Annotated in this window: 18 protein-coding genes; 13 read left to right on the top strand and 5 right to left on the bottom strand. The window is 74.9% G+C overall.

Annotated elements, in window-relative coordinates:
* Positions 1 to 38: 38 nt before the first annotated feature.
* The 5 genes from K7640_RS17610 to K7640_RS17590 all read left to right on the top strand — a co-directional run bounded on the left by K7640_RS17610 (position 39) and on the right by K7640_RS17590 (position 4,129).
* Positions 39 to 374: a rhodanese-like domain-containing protein gene (locus tag K7640_RS17610; RefSeq protein ID WP_222955936.1), complete on the top strand. Its 336-nt coding sequence runs from the start codon at positions 39 to 41 to the stop codon at positions 372 to 374.
* Between the two features lie 10 nt (positions 375 to 384).
* Positions 385 to 1,164 carry a glycerophosphodiester phosphodiesterase family protein gene (locus K7640_RS17605; protein ID WP_222955935.1) on the top strand — a complete coding sequence of 260 codons (780 nt, stop codon included), beginning with the start codon at positions 385 to 387 and terminating at the stop codon, positions 1,162 to 1,164.
* 70 nt (positions 1,165 to 1,234) lie between these two features.
* Positions 1,235 to 2,692 (top strand): PAS domain-containing sensor histidine kinase, encoded by a 1,458-nt coding sequence (locus K7640_RS17600; RefSeq protein WP_222955934.1) that lies wholly within the window; start codon positions 1,235 to 1,237, stop codon positions 2,690 to 2,692.
* 76 nt (positions 2,693 to 2,768) lie between these two features.
* Complete coding sequence (locus K7640_RS17595; RefSeq protein ID WP_308042589.1) at positions 2,769 to 3,185, top strand: ATP-binding protein; 417 nt, start codon at positions 2,769 to 2,771, stop codon at positions 3,183 to 3,185.
* 59 nt (positions 3,186 to 3,244) lie between these two features.
* Positions 3,245 to 4,129: a DUF5926 family protein gene (locus K7640_RS17590; protein WP_222955932.1), complete on the top strand. Its 885-nt coding sequence runs from the start codon at positions 3,245 to 3,247 to the stop codon at positions 4,127 to 4,129.
* Here the strand turns inward: K7640_RS17590 and K7640_RS17585 are convergent.
* The gene (locus tag K7640_RS17585; RefSeq protein WP_222955931.1) at positions 4,116 to 5,348 is read right to left on the bottom strand and encodes an arginine deiminase; all 1,233 of its coding nucleotides are present in this window, start codon (positions 5,346 to 5,348) and stop codon (positions 4,116 to 4,118) included. The two genes, K7640_RS17590 and K7640_RS17585, sit on opposite strands and share 14 nt — an antisense overlap.
* 164 nt (positions 5,349 to 5,512) lie before the next feature.
* Between K7640_RS17585 and K7640_RS17580 the strand changes: the two genes are divergently transcribed.
* From K7640_RS17580 to pheA, 4 genes are all read left to right on the top strand, one after another.
* A complete protein-coding gene (locus K7640_RS17580; protein ID WP_222955930.1) occupies positions 5,513 to 6,247 on the top strand; it encodes a hypothetical protein in 735 nt (244 codons plus the stop codon).
* Positions 6,248 to 6,425: 178 nt separating this feature from the next.
* Positions 6,426 to 6,884: a hypothetical protein gene (locus tag K7640_RS17575; RefSeq protein ID WP_222955929.1), complete on the top strand. Its 459-nt coding sequence runs from the start codon at positions 6,426 to 6,428 to the stop codon at positions 6,882 to 6,884.
* A gap of 292 nt (positions 6,885 to 7,176) precedes the next feature.
* Positions 7,177 to 7,863, top strand: a complete 687-nt coding sequence (locus K7640_RS30260) for a hypothetical protein (protein ID WP_255609297.1) — start codon at positions 7,177 to 7,179, stop codon at positions 7,861 to 7,863.
* Positions 7,864 to 7,873: 10 nt separating this feature from the next.
* Positions 7,874 to 8,830, top strand: a complete 957-nt coding sequence (gene pheA, locus K7640_RS17565) for a prephenate dehydratase (RefSeq protein ID WP_222955928.1) — start codon at positions 7,874 to 7,876, stop codon at positions 8,828 to 8,830.
* Between the two features lie 103 nt (positions 8,831 to 8,933).
* Here the strand turns inward: pheA and K7640_RS17560 are convergent, their stop codons facing one another.
* The 3 genes from K7640_RS17560 to K7640_RS17550 all read right to left on the bottom strand — a co-directional run bounded on the left by K7640_RS17560 (position 8,934) and on the right by K7640_RS17550 (position 10,645).
* Positions 8,934 to 9,650: an AIM24 family protein gene (locus K7640_RS17560; RefSeq protein WP_222955927.1), complete on the bottom strand. Its 717-nt coding sequence runs from the start codon at positions 9,648 to 9,650 to the stop codon at positions 8,934 to 8,936.
* 118 nt (positions 9,651 to 9,768) lie between these two features.
* Positions 9,769 to 10,131: a metallopeptidase family protein gene (locus K7640_RS17555; protein WP_222956043.1), complete on the bottom strand. Its 363-nt coding sequence runs from the start codon at positions 10,129 to 10,131 to the stop codon at positions 9,769 to 9,771.
* A gap of 82 nt (positions 10,132 to 10,213) precedes the next feature.
* A complete protein-coding gene (locus K7640_RS17550) occupies positions 10,214 to 10,645 on the bottom strand; it encodes an OsmC family protein (RefSeq protein ID WP_222955926.1) in 432 nt (143 codons plus the stop codon).
* 127 nt (positions 10,646 to 10,772) lie between these two features.
* On the opposite strand from K7640_RS17550, the gene K7640_RS17545 reads away from it, so the two are divergent.
* From K7640_RS17545 to K7640_RS17535, 3 genes are all read left to right on the top strand, one after another.
* Positions 10,773 to 11,528, top strand: coding sequence for a hypothetical protein (locus K7640_RS17545; protein WP_222955925.1), 756 nt, complete (start codon positions 10,773 to 10,775; stop codon positions 11,526 to 11,528).
* 215 nt (positions 11,529 to 11,743) lie between these two features.
* Complete coding sequence (locus tag K7640_RS17540; RefSeq protein WP_222955924.1) at positions 11,744 to 12,565, top strand: HAD family hydrolase; 822 nt, start codon at positions 11,744 to 11,746, stop codon at positions 12,563 to 12,565.
* On the top strand, positions 12,565 to 13,380 hold the full coding sequence (locus tag K7640_RS17535) for an HAD family hydrolase (protein WP_222955923.1): 816 nt from the start codon (positions 12,565 to 12,567) through the stop codon (positions 13,378 to 13,380). The genes K7640_RS17540 and K7640_RS17535 overlap by 1 nt, the downstream gene beginning before the upstream one ends.
* A gap of 33 nt (positions 13,381 to 13,413) precedes the next feature.
* Here K7640_RS17535 and K7640_RS17530 read toward each other — a convergent pair whose 3' ends face one another.
* A complete protein-coding gene (locus tag K7640_RS17530) occupies positions 13,414 to 14,016 on the bottom strand; it encodes a bacterial proteasome activator family protein (protein ID WP_222955922.1) in 603 nt (200 codons plus the stop codon).
* Between the two features lie 86 nt (positions 14,017 to 14,102).
* Between K7640_RS17530 and K7640_RS17525 the strand changes: the two genes are divergently transcribed.
* Positions 14,103 to 14,900 carry a S9 family peptidase gene (locus K7640_RS17525; RefSeq protein WP_222955921.1) on the top strand — a complete coding sequence of 266 codons (798 nt, stop codon included), beginning with the start codon at positions 14,103 to 14,105 and terminating at the stop codon, positions 14,898 to 14,900.
* Positions 14,901 to 14,947 lie beyond the last annotated feature (47 nt).

The raw sequence follows: 14,947 nt of genomic DNA, 5'->3' as shown, positions 1-14,947 counted from the left end.
TGCCGCCGCCGGCCGGCGAGGTTCTAGGCTTGGTAACCGTGTTCGGACCTCAGCTTCCCAGCGTGCCGGCGTCGGCGGTGCCCGACGACGTCTACCTGCTCGACGTCCGGGAGGACGACGAGTGGACGGCCGGTCACGCGCCCAGCGCCCACCACCTCCCGATGACCGAGCTGCCCGCCCGGATCGCCGAGGTGCCCACCGACCGCGAGGTGGCGGTGATCTGCCGCTCCGGCGGCCGGTCCGCCCAGGTCGTCGGCTACCTGCTGCGCAACGGCTGGGAGCAGGTGCGCAACGTCGACGGCGGGATGGGCGAGTGGGCCACCGCCGGGCGGCCGGTGGTCACCGACGACGGACGGCCGGGCCGGGTCGCCTGAGTCACGCGCCATGGCCGCACCGCTGGTCTTCGCGCACCGGGGTTCCTCGTACGACCTGCCCGAGCACACCCTGGCCGCATACCTGCGCGCCCTCGACGAGGGCGCCGACGGGCTGGAGTGCGACGTCCGGCTGACCCGGGACGGGCACCTGGTCTGCGTGCACGACCGCCGGCTGGACCGGACCAGCAACGGGCACGGGCTGGTCAGCGCGCGCACCCTCGCCGAGCTGGAGGCGCTCGACTTCGGCTCGTGGCACCCGGGCGGCGGCGGGACGCCGGTCGACGAGACCCGGGTCCGGCTGCTCACCCTGGAACGGCTGCTCGACGCCGTACTGGCCGCCGGGCGGCCGGTGCGGCTGCTGGTGGAGACCAAGCATCCGTCCCGGTACGGCCGGGACGTCGAGCGCCGGCTGGTCGCCCTGCTCCGCCGGTACGGGCTGGCCGAGCCCGCGCCGGACGCCCCGGTGCGGGTCACCGTGATGTCGTTCTCGCCGCTGGCCGTACGCCGGATCCGGGAACTGGCCCCGGCCCTGCCGACGGTGCTGCTGCTGGAGGTGCTGCCGCGCTGGCTGCCGCTGGGCCGGTTGCCGTTCGGCACCCGGATCGCCGGGCCGGGCATCGAGCTGATCCGGGCCCGACCCCGGCTGCTGCCGGCCCTGCGGGCGGCGGGCAACGAGGTCTACGTCTGGACCGTGAACGAGCCGGCCGACCTGGCGCTGGTCCTGGGCGCGGGGGTGGACGGGATCATCACCGACCGGCCGGCCCACACGCTGGCCCTGCTCGGCCGCTGACCCGACCGGCCGGGGCCGGCGGGTCGGGCGGGGGGTGCCCGGAGGCCGGTCGGCGGGGCACACTCGGGACATGCCGGAGCGTACCGACCTCGCCGCCCTGATCGCCGGTCACGGAGAGGTGATCGAACTGCTCAACCGCGGTGAGGGTGGACTCGCCCTGCTCACCCGGCTGCTCGAGGTGGTCCAGCCGGCGATCGGCGCGGCCGGGCTGGCGTTCGTCGAGTTCGCCCCGGCCGGCGGCCGGGTGGTCGCGGCCAGCGGCGACGTCGAGTGGACCGTCGGCCGGCCACTGCCGGCCGCCGATCCGGCGACGGTGTGCCTGCTCAACGGGCCCCGGGTTCGGCAGGTGCGGCTGGACCGCATTCCCGGCTCCCTGGCCGGCGAGCTGGCCGGGCACGGGCTGCGCCGGATGGTGGTGGCCCGCGCCGAGATCACCGGTCACACCGTGGGCAGCCTGCACGCCCTGCACCGGGGCGACGGCGACCCGGCGGACCGGACCGAACGGGACGTGCTGGGTTACGTCGCCTCCTGCATCGCGCACCTGTACGGCGACCAGACCGGGCTGCCCGTGCACGGCGACGGCCCGGTGGTGGCGGCGCTCTCCGAGGGCCTGGCCGTGGTCGACCGGGAGGGCCACGTCCGGCTCTGGAACCCGGCCGCGGCGCAGGTGACCGGGCTGCCCCCGGCGGAGGCGCTCAACCTCCCGCTGCCGTTCCCGATCCCCCCGTCCGGCCAGGTGCTCGACCACCGGCTGCCGGACGGCCGGTGGCTGAAGATCACCTCCGGCGAGCTGCCCGGTCCCGGCACGCTGCGGGTGGTCACCTTCCGCGACATCACCGTGCAGCAGCGCCGCGACCAGGACCGCGACCTGTTCGTCGCGGTGACCAGCCACGAGCTGCGCACCCCGGTCACGGTGATCAAGGGGTACGCGGACACCCTCACCGACCACTGGGAGTCGCTGAGCGAGACGGACCGCCGGTACGCGGCCCGGATCATCGGGCAGCGCGCGAACGAGCTGGCCCGGCTGGTGGACCGGCTGCTCATCTCGGCCACCGACGACCGGCCGGAGGACGACTCGGCCGTACCCTTCGACCTGGCCCAGGCGCTCCGGACGGCGGTGGCCGACCTGCCGGCGGACCTGCGCCGCCGGGTGCTCCTCGACCTCCCCGCCGACCTGCCCAAGGCGCTCGGCGAGCGGCAGAGCCTGGCCACCGTGCTGACCGAGCTGAGCACGAACGCCGGCAAGTACTCGCCGGCCGACTCCCCGATCGAGATCACCGCGGCCGCCCGGGACCGGATGGTCTGCTTCCGGGTCAGCGACCGGGGCGTCGGCGTCCGGCCGGAGCACGTGGAGCGGGCCTTCGACCGGTTCTGGCAGGGCGAGTCCGGTGACCGCCGCCGCTACCCCGGCGCCGGGCTGGGCCTCTATCTCGTCCGGCGCATCGTTGAACAGCAGAATGGATGGGTATCCCTCCGACCGAGAGAGGGTGGCGGTACGGTCGCAGAGGTGCGGTTGCCGTGCGGATGACCGGGTGGGGCCGGGAGCGCGGCGGCGGGAGGGACGACGGGTGTCGACGGGTGCGGGCGATCGTTCGTGGTGCGTGGTGGTGGTGCCACACCACCCCACCGGAGCCCGGCTGGCCCGGCACCGGCTCGCCGACGAGCTGACCGACGTCGTACCGCCGGCCCTGCTGGCGGACCTGGTCGCGGTCCTGGCCGAGCTGGTGGGCAACGCGGTGCGGCACGCCGAGCCGCTGCCCGGCGGGGTGGTCCGGGTGGCCTGGCGGCTGCGGCCCGGCCCGACCGGGCCGAGCGTCGAGCTGCGGGTCACCGACGGCGGGGCGGGCGCGGGCCCGCGGATGCGGGCCGCCAGCCCGGACGCGATCGACGGGCGCGGCCTGCACATCGTCGCCGGCCTGGCCACCCGGTGGGGGGTCGAGCGGGACGGCCTGGGGCAGAGCGTCTGGGCCGAGTTCGACCCGGCCGACACCAACCGGCCGGACCTCGTCGCGGCCGGCTGACCAGCGCCGGGGGCGGGTCGGCCCACCCCGGTCCGCTCCGGCATCTAGGCTGTGACGCCGTGAGCAAGCGTCGAAAGAGCCAACGCGCCGTCGAGACCGCCCCGAAGCGGGAGAAGGTGCGGGACGTCTTCGTCCCCCGTCCCTTCGAGGGCCTGGTCGACGAGCCGGAGTGGATCGCCCTGCGCGAGCTGGTGCCCGCCGCGTCCGCCCCGCTGCGGCTCGCCCCGGCACTGGTCGAGGAGCACGGTGACCGGCCCGTGGTGCTGGCCACCGTGCTGCCGATGGCCGCACCGGCGATGACCAAGGAGGACGGCCGGGTCTTCGTCGGGCTGCAGCGCCACCAGCAGTCCGGCGACGTCTCGCGGGACCTGGCCGACGCGCTGATCAGCGCGCTGCGGGCGACCCCGGGCAGCCCGGTCACCGTGCCGCCGCTGCCCGGCCCCGGGCCCCGGCTCCAGGACGTCCTGGTGGACGGTCCGCTGGAGATCACCATGCACGAGGGCTTCGACTTCTGGCTCGACCCGGGCGCCGGGGAGGACCCGACCGTGCAGGCGTCCCTGGAGCGGGCGAACGCGGCGGTCTACCCGACGGTCCGGCTCGACTCGGCCCGGGCCGCCTACTGGTGCCAGGTGCCGGAGAAGGCGCACGTGCGCTGGGTGCTGTCGGAGGACGAGGACACCGCGCTGGACGCGCTGTCCCGGCTGGGCGCGGCCGGCACGCTGCCGCTGGGCGACGGCACCCGGTTCGCCGGGATGTTCCGGGCGCACGGGCGGCTGGTGCCGGTGTGGGACCTGCCCGAGGACGTCCCGGCCGGCGAGTGGGAGGGCCCGGTCGCCGAGTTCGCCAAGCGGTACGCCGAGGCGCTCGCCGATCAGGCGCCGCTGGACCCGGCGGGCCGCCGGGCCCGGCAGGGGCTGCTGGGTCGCCAGCTCACCCTGCGCTGAGCCGGCCCGGGCGGGCCAGCGGCTCCCGCACCAGCGGGCAGGACATGCAGCGCGGCCCGCCCCGGCCGGAGCCCAGCTCCGAGCCGGCGATCGGGATCACCTCGATGCCGGCCCGCTCCAGCTGGGCGTTGGTCTCCACGTTGCGCTCGTACCCGACGCAGAGCCGGGGCGCGAGGGCGAGGGTGTTGTTTCCGTCGTCCCACTGCTCCCGCTCGGCGGTCACCGGGTCCAGCCCGGTGTCGATCACCCGGAGCTGGTCGAGGTCCATCGCGTCGGCCGCCGCGCGCAGGAACGGCGCCGGGCCGTCGACCCGCGGGTCCTCGCCGTCCGCGCCGGCGATCACCGTGTACGCCGACAGCGTGCTGGCGACGTTCGGATACATCAGCACGGCGTCGACGTCGACCATGGTGCAGACGGTGTCCAGGTGCATGGTGGCCCGTTCCTGGGCGATCGGCACCACCAGCACGGTGTGCGCCAGCCCGGCCCGGAAGACCTGCCGGGCCAGCCGCTCGGCGCCGGCCGGGGTGGTCCGTTCGCCCACCCCGACGGCGAGCACGCCGGGAGCGAGCAGCAGCACGTCCCCGCCCTCCAGGTGCTCCAACCGGTGGTGGTAGACGAACTCCGTACCGGCGAAGCGGGGGTGGTGCCGGTAGATCGCGTCGGTCAGCGTGGTCTCCCGGCGGCGGGCCGGCATGGCCAGGCTGGTGACCCCCACCCGGTCGCCGATCCACAGTGACGAGTCGCGGGTGAAGAGCAGGTTCGGCAGCGGGTCGATGACGAAGTCGTGCCGGTCCATCAGGGTGTAGACCAGACCACCCGGCCGCTCGGGGCTGATCCGCAGCTCCTCGTGGGCCAGCCCGGCGGTGAACACGTCGGCCAGCGCGGCCGGGTCCAGATAGGCCAGATGGTCGGCCACCCGGCGGCGCAGCGAGTCGCCCAGCCGGGGCCCGGCGAGCACCTGCTCGGTGAGTTCGGCGCGAGCGTCCGGAATAGCGAGTGTCTCGGCCAGCAGGGTGGCGAGGTAGAGCACCTCCACGCCGCGGGACCGCAGCTGGCCGGCGAAGGCGTCGTGCTCCTCCTGCGCCCGCCCCACCCAGGGGATGGCGTCGAACAGCAGCGAGTCGTTGTTGCGGGGGGTGAGCCGGGCGAGCTCCGGGCCGGGGCGGTGCAGCAGGACGGCGCCGAGCCGACCGACCTCGCTGTCCACGTAGTGGGTCACTCTGGCAGCGTAGGACACCGGTTCCGCACCATCCGAGAAAAGAACTGCGGATGAATATGGCATTCATCCGCAGTCATTCCGGTGCTCCAACTTGCCGAGCCCCGGTAGGTTCAACGTAGTGTAGTGGGGACATAACTTCGAGGGACCTTTTGCCGGAGGTCGCGATGACTGTCTTTCCCGCTCGCCGAGCCGTGACGCCGCCGCGGGCACTGCCGCCCGTGGCATCGCCGCCACGTGCCGACTCCCCCGCGCTGGAGCCGCTCCGCCCGGGCCCGTTGCAGTGGGCCCGGCGCCGCCGCGCCGAGCGGGACGCCCGCCGGTTGGAGGCCGCCGGTGCCCGTGCCGTCGGCCAGCTCGACCACCTCGGGCCGGCCTGGCACGTCATCGAGTGGCCGCGCACCGACGTCGCGGAGGCGCTGCTGGAGTCCGGTCAGGACGACCGGGCCGGCTTCCTCGCCATCGGCCCGAGCGGTCTGTTCGCGGTCACCATCGCCGACCACGGCCGGGCCCGGGTGCTCGTCGCGGGCGACGTGGTGCAGATCAACGGCAAGCGCCCGCCGTACGTGGCCGAGGCCCGGCGGGACGCCAAGCGGGCGAGCAAGGCGCTCTCCGAGGCGGTCGGGCTGCCCATCCCGGTGACGCCGGTGCTGACCTTCGTCGGCTCCGGCGTCATCAGCGTGTACGGGCTGCCGAAGGACTGCCTCATGGCGACCCACCGGGAGCTCGACCGGCTCCTGATCGCTGGCGGCAGCCGGATCAGCCCGGCCACCGCCGAGAAGCTGTCCCGGGTCGCGCAGGCCCCGTCCACCTGGCTGAACGGCGCCTACCGCCCGGCGGCGGACTACCGGTGGTATGACGAGGGCCGAACGGCCGCTGACAAGCCGGCCGCCCGCCGGTAACGTCAGCGGCGACGCCCCCCGGCTCCCGTACCGCCTCGCACCGCCGTCGCACCGTGCCCCCGCCCGACCCCCGTCGGGCCGGCTGACCAGCACGGCGAGCCCGGCGCGCCACGGGACCGGGCGGTTGCCGGGCAAACCGGCTAGCGTGGACGGACGCCTGGTGTACATAGGAGGCTCGGTGGCCCACGTCGAACTCTCACTCTCGGAAGTGTTCGTGCCCGACGGGCGGACCTCGACAGAGCGGGAATTCGACAGCCTCGAACGGTGGTCGGAGATCGTCGCCGAGGCGGCCGAGCCGTGCCTGCTGATCGACGCCGAGACCCGGGTGGTGGCGGTCTCCGCCTCCGGCTGCGAGCTGCTCTGCCTCGGCGCGCCGGAGGACATGATCGGCCTGCCGCTGCTCGGCGGCGGGCTGCGGCTGCTCGACTTCACCGCCAACCGGGGCGAGCTCACCGAGCAGGAGACCGACAAGATCCCCCCGCTGCTCGCCCTGCACTCGGGCCGGCTGGCCCGGGGGCTGCTGCGGGTCCAGGCGACCGCCGAGGGCGCGTCCGACGCCACCGTGGACGCGATCACCACGCCGGTGCTGCACGACGGATCCGTCGCCGGCTCGCTCACCTTCTTCTCCGAGGTCTGATCGCTCCGCCGAGTTTCGACTCGGGGAACCCGAGCGGACCGGACGGCACGTGCCGGGCGGCATCGCCGAGCCGGGCACGCGGGCCGAGCCGAGCGGCACCGGCCGAGCCGGCCTGTTGGCCGAGCCGGGCTCGCGGGTCGAGCCGGGCATGCGGGCCGAGCCGGGCGGCACCGGCCCAGCCGGGCACGTGGGCCGAGCCGATCCGGGCGCCCGTGGCCCTTCACCCCGGCCGCCGATCCTCCTAACATGGGCAGTCGCCACCACGACGCTCCCCGATGCCGAGGATCGGCTGATGCCGCTCACCCCACCGGCCCGCCGGGCCGTACCCCGTCTGGCCGTCTGCGCGCTGCTCGCCGCCGTGCCGCTCGCCGGCTGCGGCGCCCCGCCGCCGCAGCGCGACGCCGGTCGGCCCGCCACGGCGCCCGTCCCGTCCAGCACCCCGACCCTCGCGCCGGACGGCGCGACCGGCTGGCCGACGCCGGCTCCGGGCGGCACCGGCTTCCCGCCGGCCGCGGACGGGCTTCCGCCGTTCGGCGCAGGGACCGGTGTGCCGCCGGCCGGGGCGGGCCTGCCGCCCTACGGGGGTGGGATGAGCCTCCCGCCGACCTCGCCGGCGCTGCCCGGCCCCACCGGGGCGGCCGTGCCGACTCCGCCACCGCCGCCGGTGGTGAACCCGTGCCCGGGCCGCCCGACCGGCAGCACGGTGATCTCCCTGCTGCGCGGCTCGGCCCGGGTGCTCTCCCGCGACGTCGCGGTCCGGGTGACGCTCGGGCCGCTCTGCGCGGACGACTGGCAGTACACCACCCTCGAGGTGACCGGGCACGAGGAACTCCAGGCGGTCACCCGCAACGGCGCGGGCGGGCTGACGCTGGTCACCGCCGGCACCGACGTGTGCAGCCCCCGGGTCGCCGCCGACGCGCCGCCCGGCATTCGGGCGCTGGCCTGCGACCCGGACCTGCCGAACGCACCCGGTGCGTAGGCTGGTCGGCATGCCGGGAACACCGCCGACCCGCTTCGTCTATCTCGGGCCCGAGGGCACCTTCGCCGAGCAGGCGCTGCGTACCGTGTCCGCCGCCGACCGGGGCAGCCGGACGCCCGCCCGCAGCGTGGGTGAGGCGCTGGAGGCCGTCCGGGCCGGGGACGCCGACGCCGCCCTGGTGCCGCTGGAGAACTCGATCGGCGGGGCGGTCGGGGTGACCCTCGACGAGCTGGCCGAGGGCAGCCCGCTGGTGATCACCCGCGAGGTGGTCCTGCCGGTGGAGTTCGTGCTCGGCGCCCGGCCGGGGACGCCGCTGGGCGCGATCCGCTCGGTGGCGGCGCACCCGCAGGCGTCCACCCAGTGCCGGGGCTGGTTGCGGGAGTGGCTGCCCGACGCGACGGTGGTGGACGTGCTCTCCAACGGCGCGGCCGCCTCCGGCGCCGCCACCGGCGAGTTCGACGCGGCGATCTGCGCCCCGGTCGGCGCCGCCCGGCACCGGCTGGAGGTGGTGGCCGACAAGATCGCCGACCACGCCGACGCGGTGACCCGGTTCGTGCTGGTCTCCCGCCCCGGGTCGCCGCCCCCGCCGACCGGCGACGACGTCACCTCGCTGGCCGTCTACATCGCCCACGACCGGGTGGGCGCGCTGCTGTCGGTGCTGATGGAGCTGGCCGTACGCGGGGTGAACCTGACCCGGATCGAGTCCCGCCCGACCGGCGAGGCGCTCGGCCGGTACGTCTTCTTCCTCGACTGCACCGGGCACGTGGCGGACGTCCGGCTCGGCGAGGCGTTGCAGGGGCTGCGCCGGGTCTGCGCCGACGTACGGTTCCTCGGCTCGTACCCCCGGCACCGCTGGCTGGACGGCTCGACCGACCGTCCGATCCCCGCCCCGGCCGGCCTCTCCGACACCGACTACGCCGACGCCGCCGCCTGGCTCGCCCGCCTCCGCACCGGCCACCTCACCTGACCGAGGCCCCACCTCGATGGGTTGATCATGAAGTTTGCGTCGCGGATCGGCCGCTCTGGCGACGCAAACTTCATGATCAACGCGAGTCTCCGCAGGGGTGGCGTCAGGAGATGAGGTTGTTGAGGAGGCCGCCCTGTTGTTGGGTGCCGCTGCCCTGGACGGGGGGTTCCTCGGAGGGCTGGACGACCACGAAGCCCTGGCCGGCGAAGCTCATCGTGAACGCCTCACCCGTGCTGCGGCCCAGCAGGGTGCCCAGGCCGAGCTGGTCGGCCCGGTGGTAGCCGGTCTGCAGGCTCGCCGACCAGCAGACCGCCGCCTGCGGGTCCACGTACGTCGGCTGGTCGACGTTGAGCACCACGGGCGTGCCCCGGGTGGTGATCGCGATCCGGCCGTGGCCGGAGAAGACGCAGTTGAACAGGCCCGAGGAGGCCATCCCCGCGCCGCCCACCATCCGGATGTCGTACTGGAGGGTGGAGTCGAAGGCCAGCACGCTGGAGCCGTTGATGGAGAGGGCGTCGCCCGGCTCCAGGTCGATCACGTGCACGTCCTTGCTCAGCTCGGCGAGGAACACGTCACCCCGCCCGCTGATCTTCATCAGCGGCACGCCCTCACCGGTGAGACGCTGCTTGATGAACTTGCCGATGCCGCCCGAGCCGAGCGCCTGGAACTGCACCTGCCCCTGGTAGGCGACCATCGAGCCGACCCGGGCCATCGCCTCGCCGTTCAGCTCGATCTTGAGCATCTTGGAGTTCTGCAGCCGCATGCCGGGCTGGGCGGACTCCTTCTCCAGGTTCTCCGCGGAGAACAGCGCGCTGCGCATGGGGTTCCCTCCCTGTTCCGGTTCTTGGCGGAACGGTAGGTGACCAGCGCAACCGGCGACATCGGCCGAGCGGCAGGCCCGGCGCTGGACGCCCGAACGGGCGGCACCGGCCGGACGGTCAGCCCCAGCCCAGCTCGTGCAGCCGCACGTCGTCGATGCCGAAGTGGTGGGCGATCTCGTGCACCACGGTCACCGCCACCTCGTCGACGACGTCGTCGTCGGTGTCGCAGATCCGCAGGATCGGGTGGCGGTAGAGGAAGATCCGGTCCGGCAGCACCCCCGCGTAGTCCCAGCCCCGGTCGGTCAGCGCGTGCCCCTCGTACAGGCCGAGCAGATCCGGGTCCTCCGGCGGCGGATCGTCCTCCACCAGGATGACCACGTTGTTCATCAGCGCGAGCAGCTCAGCGGGCACCTCGTCGAGGGCGTCACCGACCAGTTCCTCGAAGCGTTCCCGGCTCATCTCGACGGCCACGCCCGCCATTCTGCCCCGAGCCACGGCCACCGGCAGCCGGCCTACGGGCCGCGGCCCGGGACCAGGGGCGGTCCCGGACCGTCGGCGGTGGTCAGGAGGCCAGTCGGGCGTTCAGGTTGATCGTCGCGCCCGGGGAGAGCAGCCGGGAGATCGGGCAGTTCTCCTTGGCCGCCTCGGCCAGCTTGCCGAACTGCGCCTCGTCGATGCCCGGGACCTGACCGACCGTCTCCAGGTCGATGGCGGTCACCGTCATCCCGGCGTCGGTCTTGTCGAAGTGCACCTTGGCGGTGGTCTCCACCGAGGTGGGGGTCGCGCCGGCGTCGGCCAGCGCCTTGGAGAAGGCCATCGAGTAGCAGGCGGCGTGCGCGGCGCCGATCAGCTCCTCGGGGTTGGTCCCCTCGCCCTCCTCGAAGCGGGACTTGAAGGAGTAGTTCCCCTCCAGCCCGCCCTTGCCGGTGCGGAGGGTGCCGGCACCCTCGGTGAGGTTGCCCTGCCAACGTGCGGAAGCGGTACGGATAGGCATGCCACCGACGCTAACCGAAACGGCGGTCCGCGGCGACCGACCCGGCCCGACGGCCGATCCGCGTCCCGGTCGCGCCGTACCGGCTGTGTCATGATTCGACGCAGGCCCGCGAGCGCGGAGGTGGCCGATGTCCCAGGATCTCCCCATCCCCCGGCAGGACAACCGGGCCGACGGCACGGCCGTCGTCGAGTGGGGCCCGGACGAGCCCGGCCGGCCGGAGCAGCCACGCCGACGGCCCTCGCTCGCGGCGCTCACCCGGGACCACCGGCTGCCCCTGGCGCTGGCCGGCCTGGGCGCGGCGGCGGCGATCGCCTCGCTGGTCGGGGAATGGGTGGTGCTGACCCTGCCCAACGGCGGCCCGGAGGGCAACCAGACGGTCCGGGTGCCCAACGGGGTCGGGGACATCGGCGGGTTCGGCATCGGCTACCTGGCCGGCCTGCTCGGGCTCGCCGTCGCGGTGGCGCTCGCGCTACGCGGCACGGCGGCCGTACGCCCCAACGCCCGGGTGGCCGGGCTGGCCCTCGCCGTGGCCGTGGCGGCGGTGCTGACCGCGCACGCGCTCTCCCTCGACGGCCTGGCCGACCGCACGTTCTACTTCTCCTCCGACGACGGCTACCGGGCCGAGTACGGGCGCGGGCTGACCATGGCGTTCCTGGCCACCCTGCTGCTCGCGGCGGCGCTGCACCTGGCCGGCCGGGCCGGCGGGCCCGCAGCGGAGCCCGCCGTCCCCGCGCCCGACGGCGGGGCCGGGGAGCCCGAGCCGGGGGAGGCGACCGGCGGGTGGCGGCGCCCCGGGGCCGCCGACCCGGACGAGCCGCTCGCTCCCGCCGACCTGACCGTGCAGCCGGCCGCGCCGTTCGCCCACCCCGAGCCGCCCCGCTGACGGCCCGCCGTTCGCCCACCCCGAGCCGCCCCGCTGACGGCCCGCTCGGACGGAACCCGCAGGTCACGGGACGGTCGCCGGCCGTTGGTGCCCGATTCGCCGGGAAGCCGTGGTTGCCGTCCCTTCCGCGAGGTACGGTTGCTGCCCGCCGTTGGTCGGTCGAGGCACCGACGACCAGAGCGGCCGGCGTGACGGCGGCGGGCGAAGGAGGAGCCATGACCCGCCCGGGACTGCCCAAACTGATCGCCACCGACCTCGACGGGACGCTGGTGCGCAGCGACGACACCGTGTCGGCGTACACCCATGGGGTGCTGGACCGGGTGCGGGCCGCCGGTATTCCGGTCGTCGGCGCGACCGGCCGCGGCCCGCGGTTGAAGGAGCTGACCCGCAACGACATCCGGGCCGCGGACTTCCTGGTGATGGCCGGCGGCGGCTGCGTGGTGGACCAGAGCGACCCGGCGGGCCCGGTGCTGCTGCGCGACGAGCGGCTGCGCGGCGAGGTGCTGGCCGGACTGCTGGCCGACCTGGAGGCCGAGGTGGGCCCGCTGACCGTGATGGTGGAGGCGTCCGGCGAGCAGGACGCGCCGCTCTGGGGCGACTACCACCCGAGCTGGCCCTACCCGGACCTGTTCGAGGAGCGCAGCCGCGCCGAATGCCTCTCCTGCGATGTGATCAAGGCGTTCGTCCGGACCGCCGACCACCACGTGGACGAGCTGCTGGCCACCGCCCGCCGGATCGTCCCCGCCGAGGTGGCCACGCTCACCCAGGCCGGCCTGGGCTTCGTGGAGATCTGCCCGCCCGGGGTGGACAAGGCCACCGGGCTCAGCGTCGTCGCCGCCCGGCTCGGCGTCGACCCGGCCGAGGTGCTCGTCTTCGGCGACATGCCCAACGACCTGCCGATGTTCGGCTGGGCCGGCTGGGCGCGGGTCGCGGTGGCCAACGCGCACCCCGACGTCCGGGCCGCCGCGGACGAGATCACCCTGCGCAACGACGACGACGGCGTCGCGGTCTACCTGGACCGACTACTGTCCCGATGATGGCTCCCTCACCACCCCGCCTGGTCGCCAGCGACATCGACGGCACACTCCTCGACGACGACGCCCGGATCACCCCGCGCACCGCCGCGGTGCTGAAGCGGATCACCGCCGAGGGCACGCCGGTCGTGCTGGTCACCGGCCGCCCCATCCGCTGGCTGAAGCTGGTGTACGACCAGCTCGACGCCCCGCTCCCGGCGATCTGCGCGAACGGGGCGGTGGTCTACGACCCGCACACCGACGAGGTGCTGCGCGCCGACCCGCTCGCCCCGGAGCTGCTCGCCGAGGTGGCCCGCCGGCTGCGCGCGGAGGTGCCCGACATCAGCTTCGCGGTGGAGATCGTGGACAGCCGGCAGATGCGGCACGAGTCGCACTATCCGCTGCGCTGGGACGCCGACACCGACGCCATCCGGGCGATCGAGTCGCCGGAGGAACTGCTGGCCGTGCCGGCGGTGAAGCTGCTGGCCCGGGCCGGCGAGCAGGACCCGGACGCCTTCGTGGCGCTGATCACCGGGGCCCTGGCCGGGCTGGCCGAGGCGACCCACTCCTCGCGGAGCGGGCTGGTGGAGATCTCCGCCGCCGGGGTGACCAAGGCCGCCGGCCTGGCCTGGTACTGCGCCCGGCACGGCATCGACAAGCGGGACGTGCTGGCCTTCGGCGACATGCCGAACGACGTACCGATGCTGACCTGGGCCGGCCGGGCGGTGGCGGTGGCCAACGCGCACCCGGCGGTGCTGGAGATCGCCGACGAGGTCACCGCGGCGAACACCGACGACGGGGTGGCGGCGTACCTGGAGAAGGTCTTCCCGGCCGGGTGAGCGGCGCCGCGGCCGGCGGCGCCGCACCCGGGATCAGAGGTACTGGCCGGTGTTGTGCCCCTCGCCGCCCGGCGGCTGCCCGATGCCCGGCATGCCGGGCACCATCCCGCCCGGCCCGCTGGGCAGCGCCTGCCGGCCGCCGCGCATCTGCTCCAGCTGCATGCGGGCCGCCATCTGCTGGGCGACCAGGGCGGCCTGGATGCCGTGGAACAGCCCCTCCAGCCAGCCGACCAGCTGGGCGTGGGCGATCCGCAGCTCGCCCTCGCTGGGCGTCTGGTCCTCGGTGAAGGGCAGCGAGAGCCGTTCCAACTCGTCGCGCAGCTCCGGGGCGAGGCCCTCCTTCAGCTCGACGATCGACCGCTCGTGGATCTCCCGCATCCGGTTGCGGCTGGCGTCGTCCAGCGGCGCGGCCTTGACCTCCTCCAGCAGCTGCTTGATCATGCTGCCGATCCGCATCACCTTGGCGGGCTGCTCGACCAGGCGGGCCGGGTCCTCGCCCCCGCCGTCGTCGGTCTGCACGGTGCCGACCGGCCGGCCGTCCGGGCCGACCACCACCACGGTGCCGGAGTGCCCGGCGTCCTCCTGGCCCGGCTCGTCGTTCTGTCCACCTGCACGCGCTTCGGTCATGGCACCCATCTTTACCCCACCGCCGCCATGGCTGCGCGCCGGGACCGCCCGGCCGGTGCGGTGGGACCGGCCGGCGACGCGCTACCGTCGCCGCCATGCCCGCCGACCCACGTGCCGTGCTCACCCGCCCCGCCCCGGCCCCCGAGGTGACCGTCGCCTACGGCAGCCACCCGGACCAGGTCGCCGACCTGCGCCGACCCGCCGGCCCGGGCCCGGCCGGACGGCTCCTGGTGGTGGTGCACGGCGGGTTCTGGCGGGCGGAGTACGACCGCACCCACACCGGCCCGCTGGCGGCGGCGCTGGCCGCCCTGGGGCATCCCGTGGCGCAGCTGGAGTACCGCCGCACCGGCCAGCCGGACGGCGGCTGGCCGCACACCCTCACCGACGTGCTCGCCGGGGTGGCGGCGCTGCCCGCACTCGCGGCCGACGCGCTGCCCGGGCTGGTGCCGCCCGGCCCGCCGATCCTGATCGGTCACTCCGCCGGCGGTCAGTTGGCCCTGTACGCCGCCGCGCACGCCCCGCAGGCGGTGGGCGGGGTGCTGGCGCTCGCCCCGGTGGCCGACCTCGCCGAGGCGTACCGGCTGGACCTGGACGCCGGCGCGGTGGCCGCGCTGCTCGGCGGCGGCCCGGACGACGTCCCGGACCGGTACCGGACGAGCGATCCACGGTCGTTGGTACCGGCGCGCGCACGCACGGTAGTGATGCACGGCACTGAGGACCGTCAGGTGCCGCTGTCCATCAGCCGCCGGTACGTCGCCGCCACAGCCGCCGCCGGCACCCCCGCCACCCTTGTTGAGCTGCAAGGATGCGAGCATTTCGGATTGATCGACCCGGAGTCGGCCGCCTGGCCCCAGGTAACTGCCGCGTTGCGGTCCTTGCTCGATGATCACTAGGCATTGACGCAGCGTCGCCAACCAGGTAGAACGCCGAGGGGGCGGTG

The sequence above is a fragment of the Micromonospora sp. PLK6-60 genome, assembly GCF_019890675.1.
In the GTDB taxonomy this organism is placed as follows: domain Bacteria; phylum Actinomycetota; class Actinomycetes; order Mycobacteriales; family Micromonosporaceae; genus Micromonospora.
This window is presented reverse-complemented; position numbering and strand designations above follow the sequence as displayed.

What these genes read in the sequence shown, in the direction of transcription:
- K7640_RS17525 (WP_222955921.1), top strand. Translation starts at nt 14,103, where the DNA reads ATGCCCGCCGACCCACGTGCCGTGCTCACCCGCCCCGCCCCGGCCCCC.
- K7640_RS17605 (WP_222955935.1), top strand. Translation starts at nt 385, where the DNA reads ATGGCCGCACCGCTGGTCTTCGCGCACCGGGGTTCCTCGTACGACCTG.
- K7640_RS17530 (WP_222955922.1), bottom strand. Translation starts at nt 14,016, where the DNA reads ATGGGTGCCATGACCGAAGCGCGTGCAGGTGGACAGAACGACGAGCCG.
- K7640_RS17555 (WP_222956043.1), bottom strand. Translation starts at nt 10,131, where the DNA reads ATGGCGGGCGTGGCCGTCGAGATGAGCCGGGAACGCTTCGAGGAACTG.
- K7640_RS17540 (WP_222955924.1), top strand. Translation starts at nt 11,744, where the DNA reads ATGACCCGCCCGGGACTGCCCAAACTGATCGCCACCGACCTCGACGGG.
- pheA (WP_222955928.1), top strand. Translation starts at nt 7,874, where the DNA reads ATGCCGGGAACACCGCCGACCCGCTTCGTCTATCTCGGGCCCGAGGGC.
- K7640_RS17545 (WP_222955925.1), top strand. Translation starts at nt 10,773, where the DNA reads ATGTCCCAGGATCTCCCCATCCCCCGGCAGGACAACCGGGCCGACGGC.
- K7640_RS17600 (WP_222955934.1), top strand. Translation starts at nt 1,235, where the DNA reads ATGCCGGAGCGTACCGACCTCGCCGCCCTGATCGCCGGTCACGGAGAG.
- K7640_RS30260 (WP_255609297.1), top strand. Translation starts at nt 7,177, where the DNA reads ATGCCGCTCACCCCACCGGCCCGCCGGGCCGTACCCCGTCTGGCCGTC.
- K7640_RS17560 (WP_222955927.1), bottom strand. Translation starts at nt 9,650, where the DNA reads ATGCGCAGCGCGCTGTTCTCCGCGGAGAACCTGGAGAAGGAGTCCGCC.
- K7640_RS17535 (WP_222955923.1), top strand. Translation starts at nt 12,565, where the DNA reads ATGGCTCCCTCACCACCCCGCCTGGTCGCCAGCGACATCGACGGCACA.
- K7640_RS17550 (WP_222955926.1), bottom strand. Translation starts at nt 10,645, where the DNA reads ATGCCTATCCGTACCGCTTCCGCACGTTGGCAGGGCAACCTCACCGAG.
- K7640_RS17580 (WP_222955930.1), top strand. Translation starts at nt 5,513, where the DNA reads ATGACTGTCTTTCCCGCTCGCCGAGCCGTGACGCCGCCGCGGGCACTG.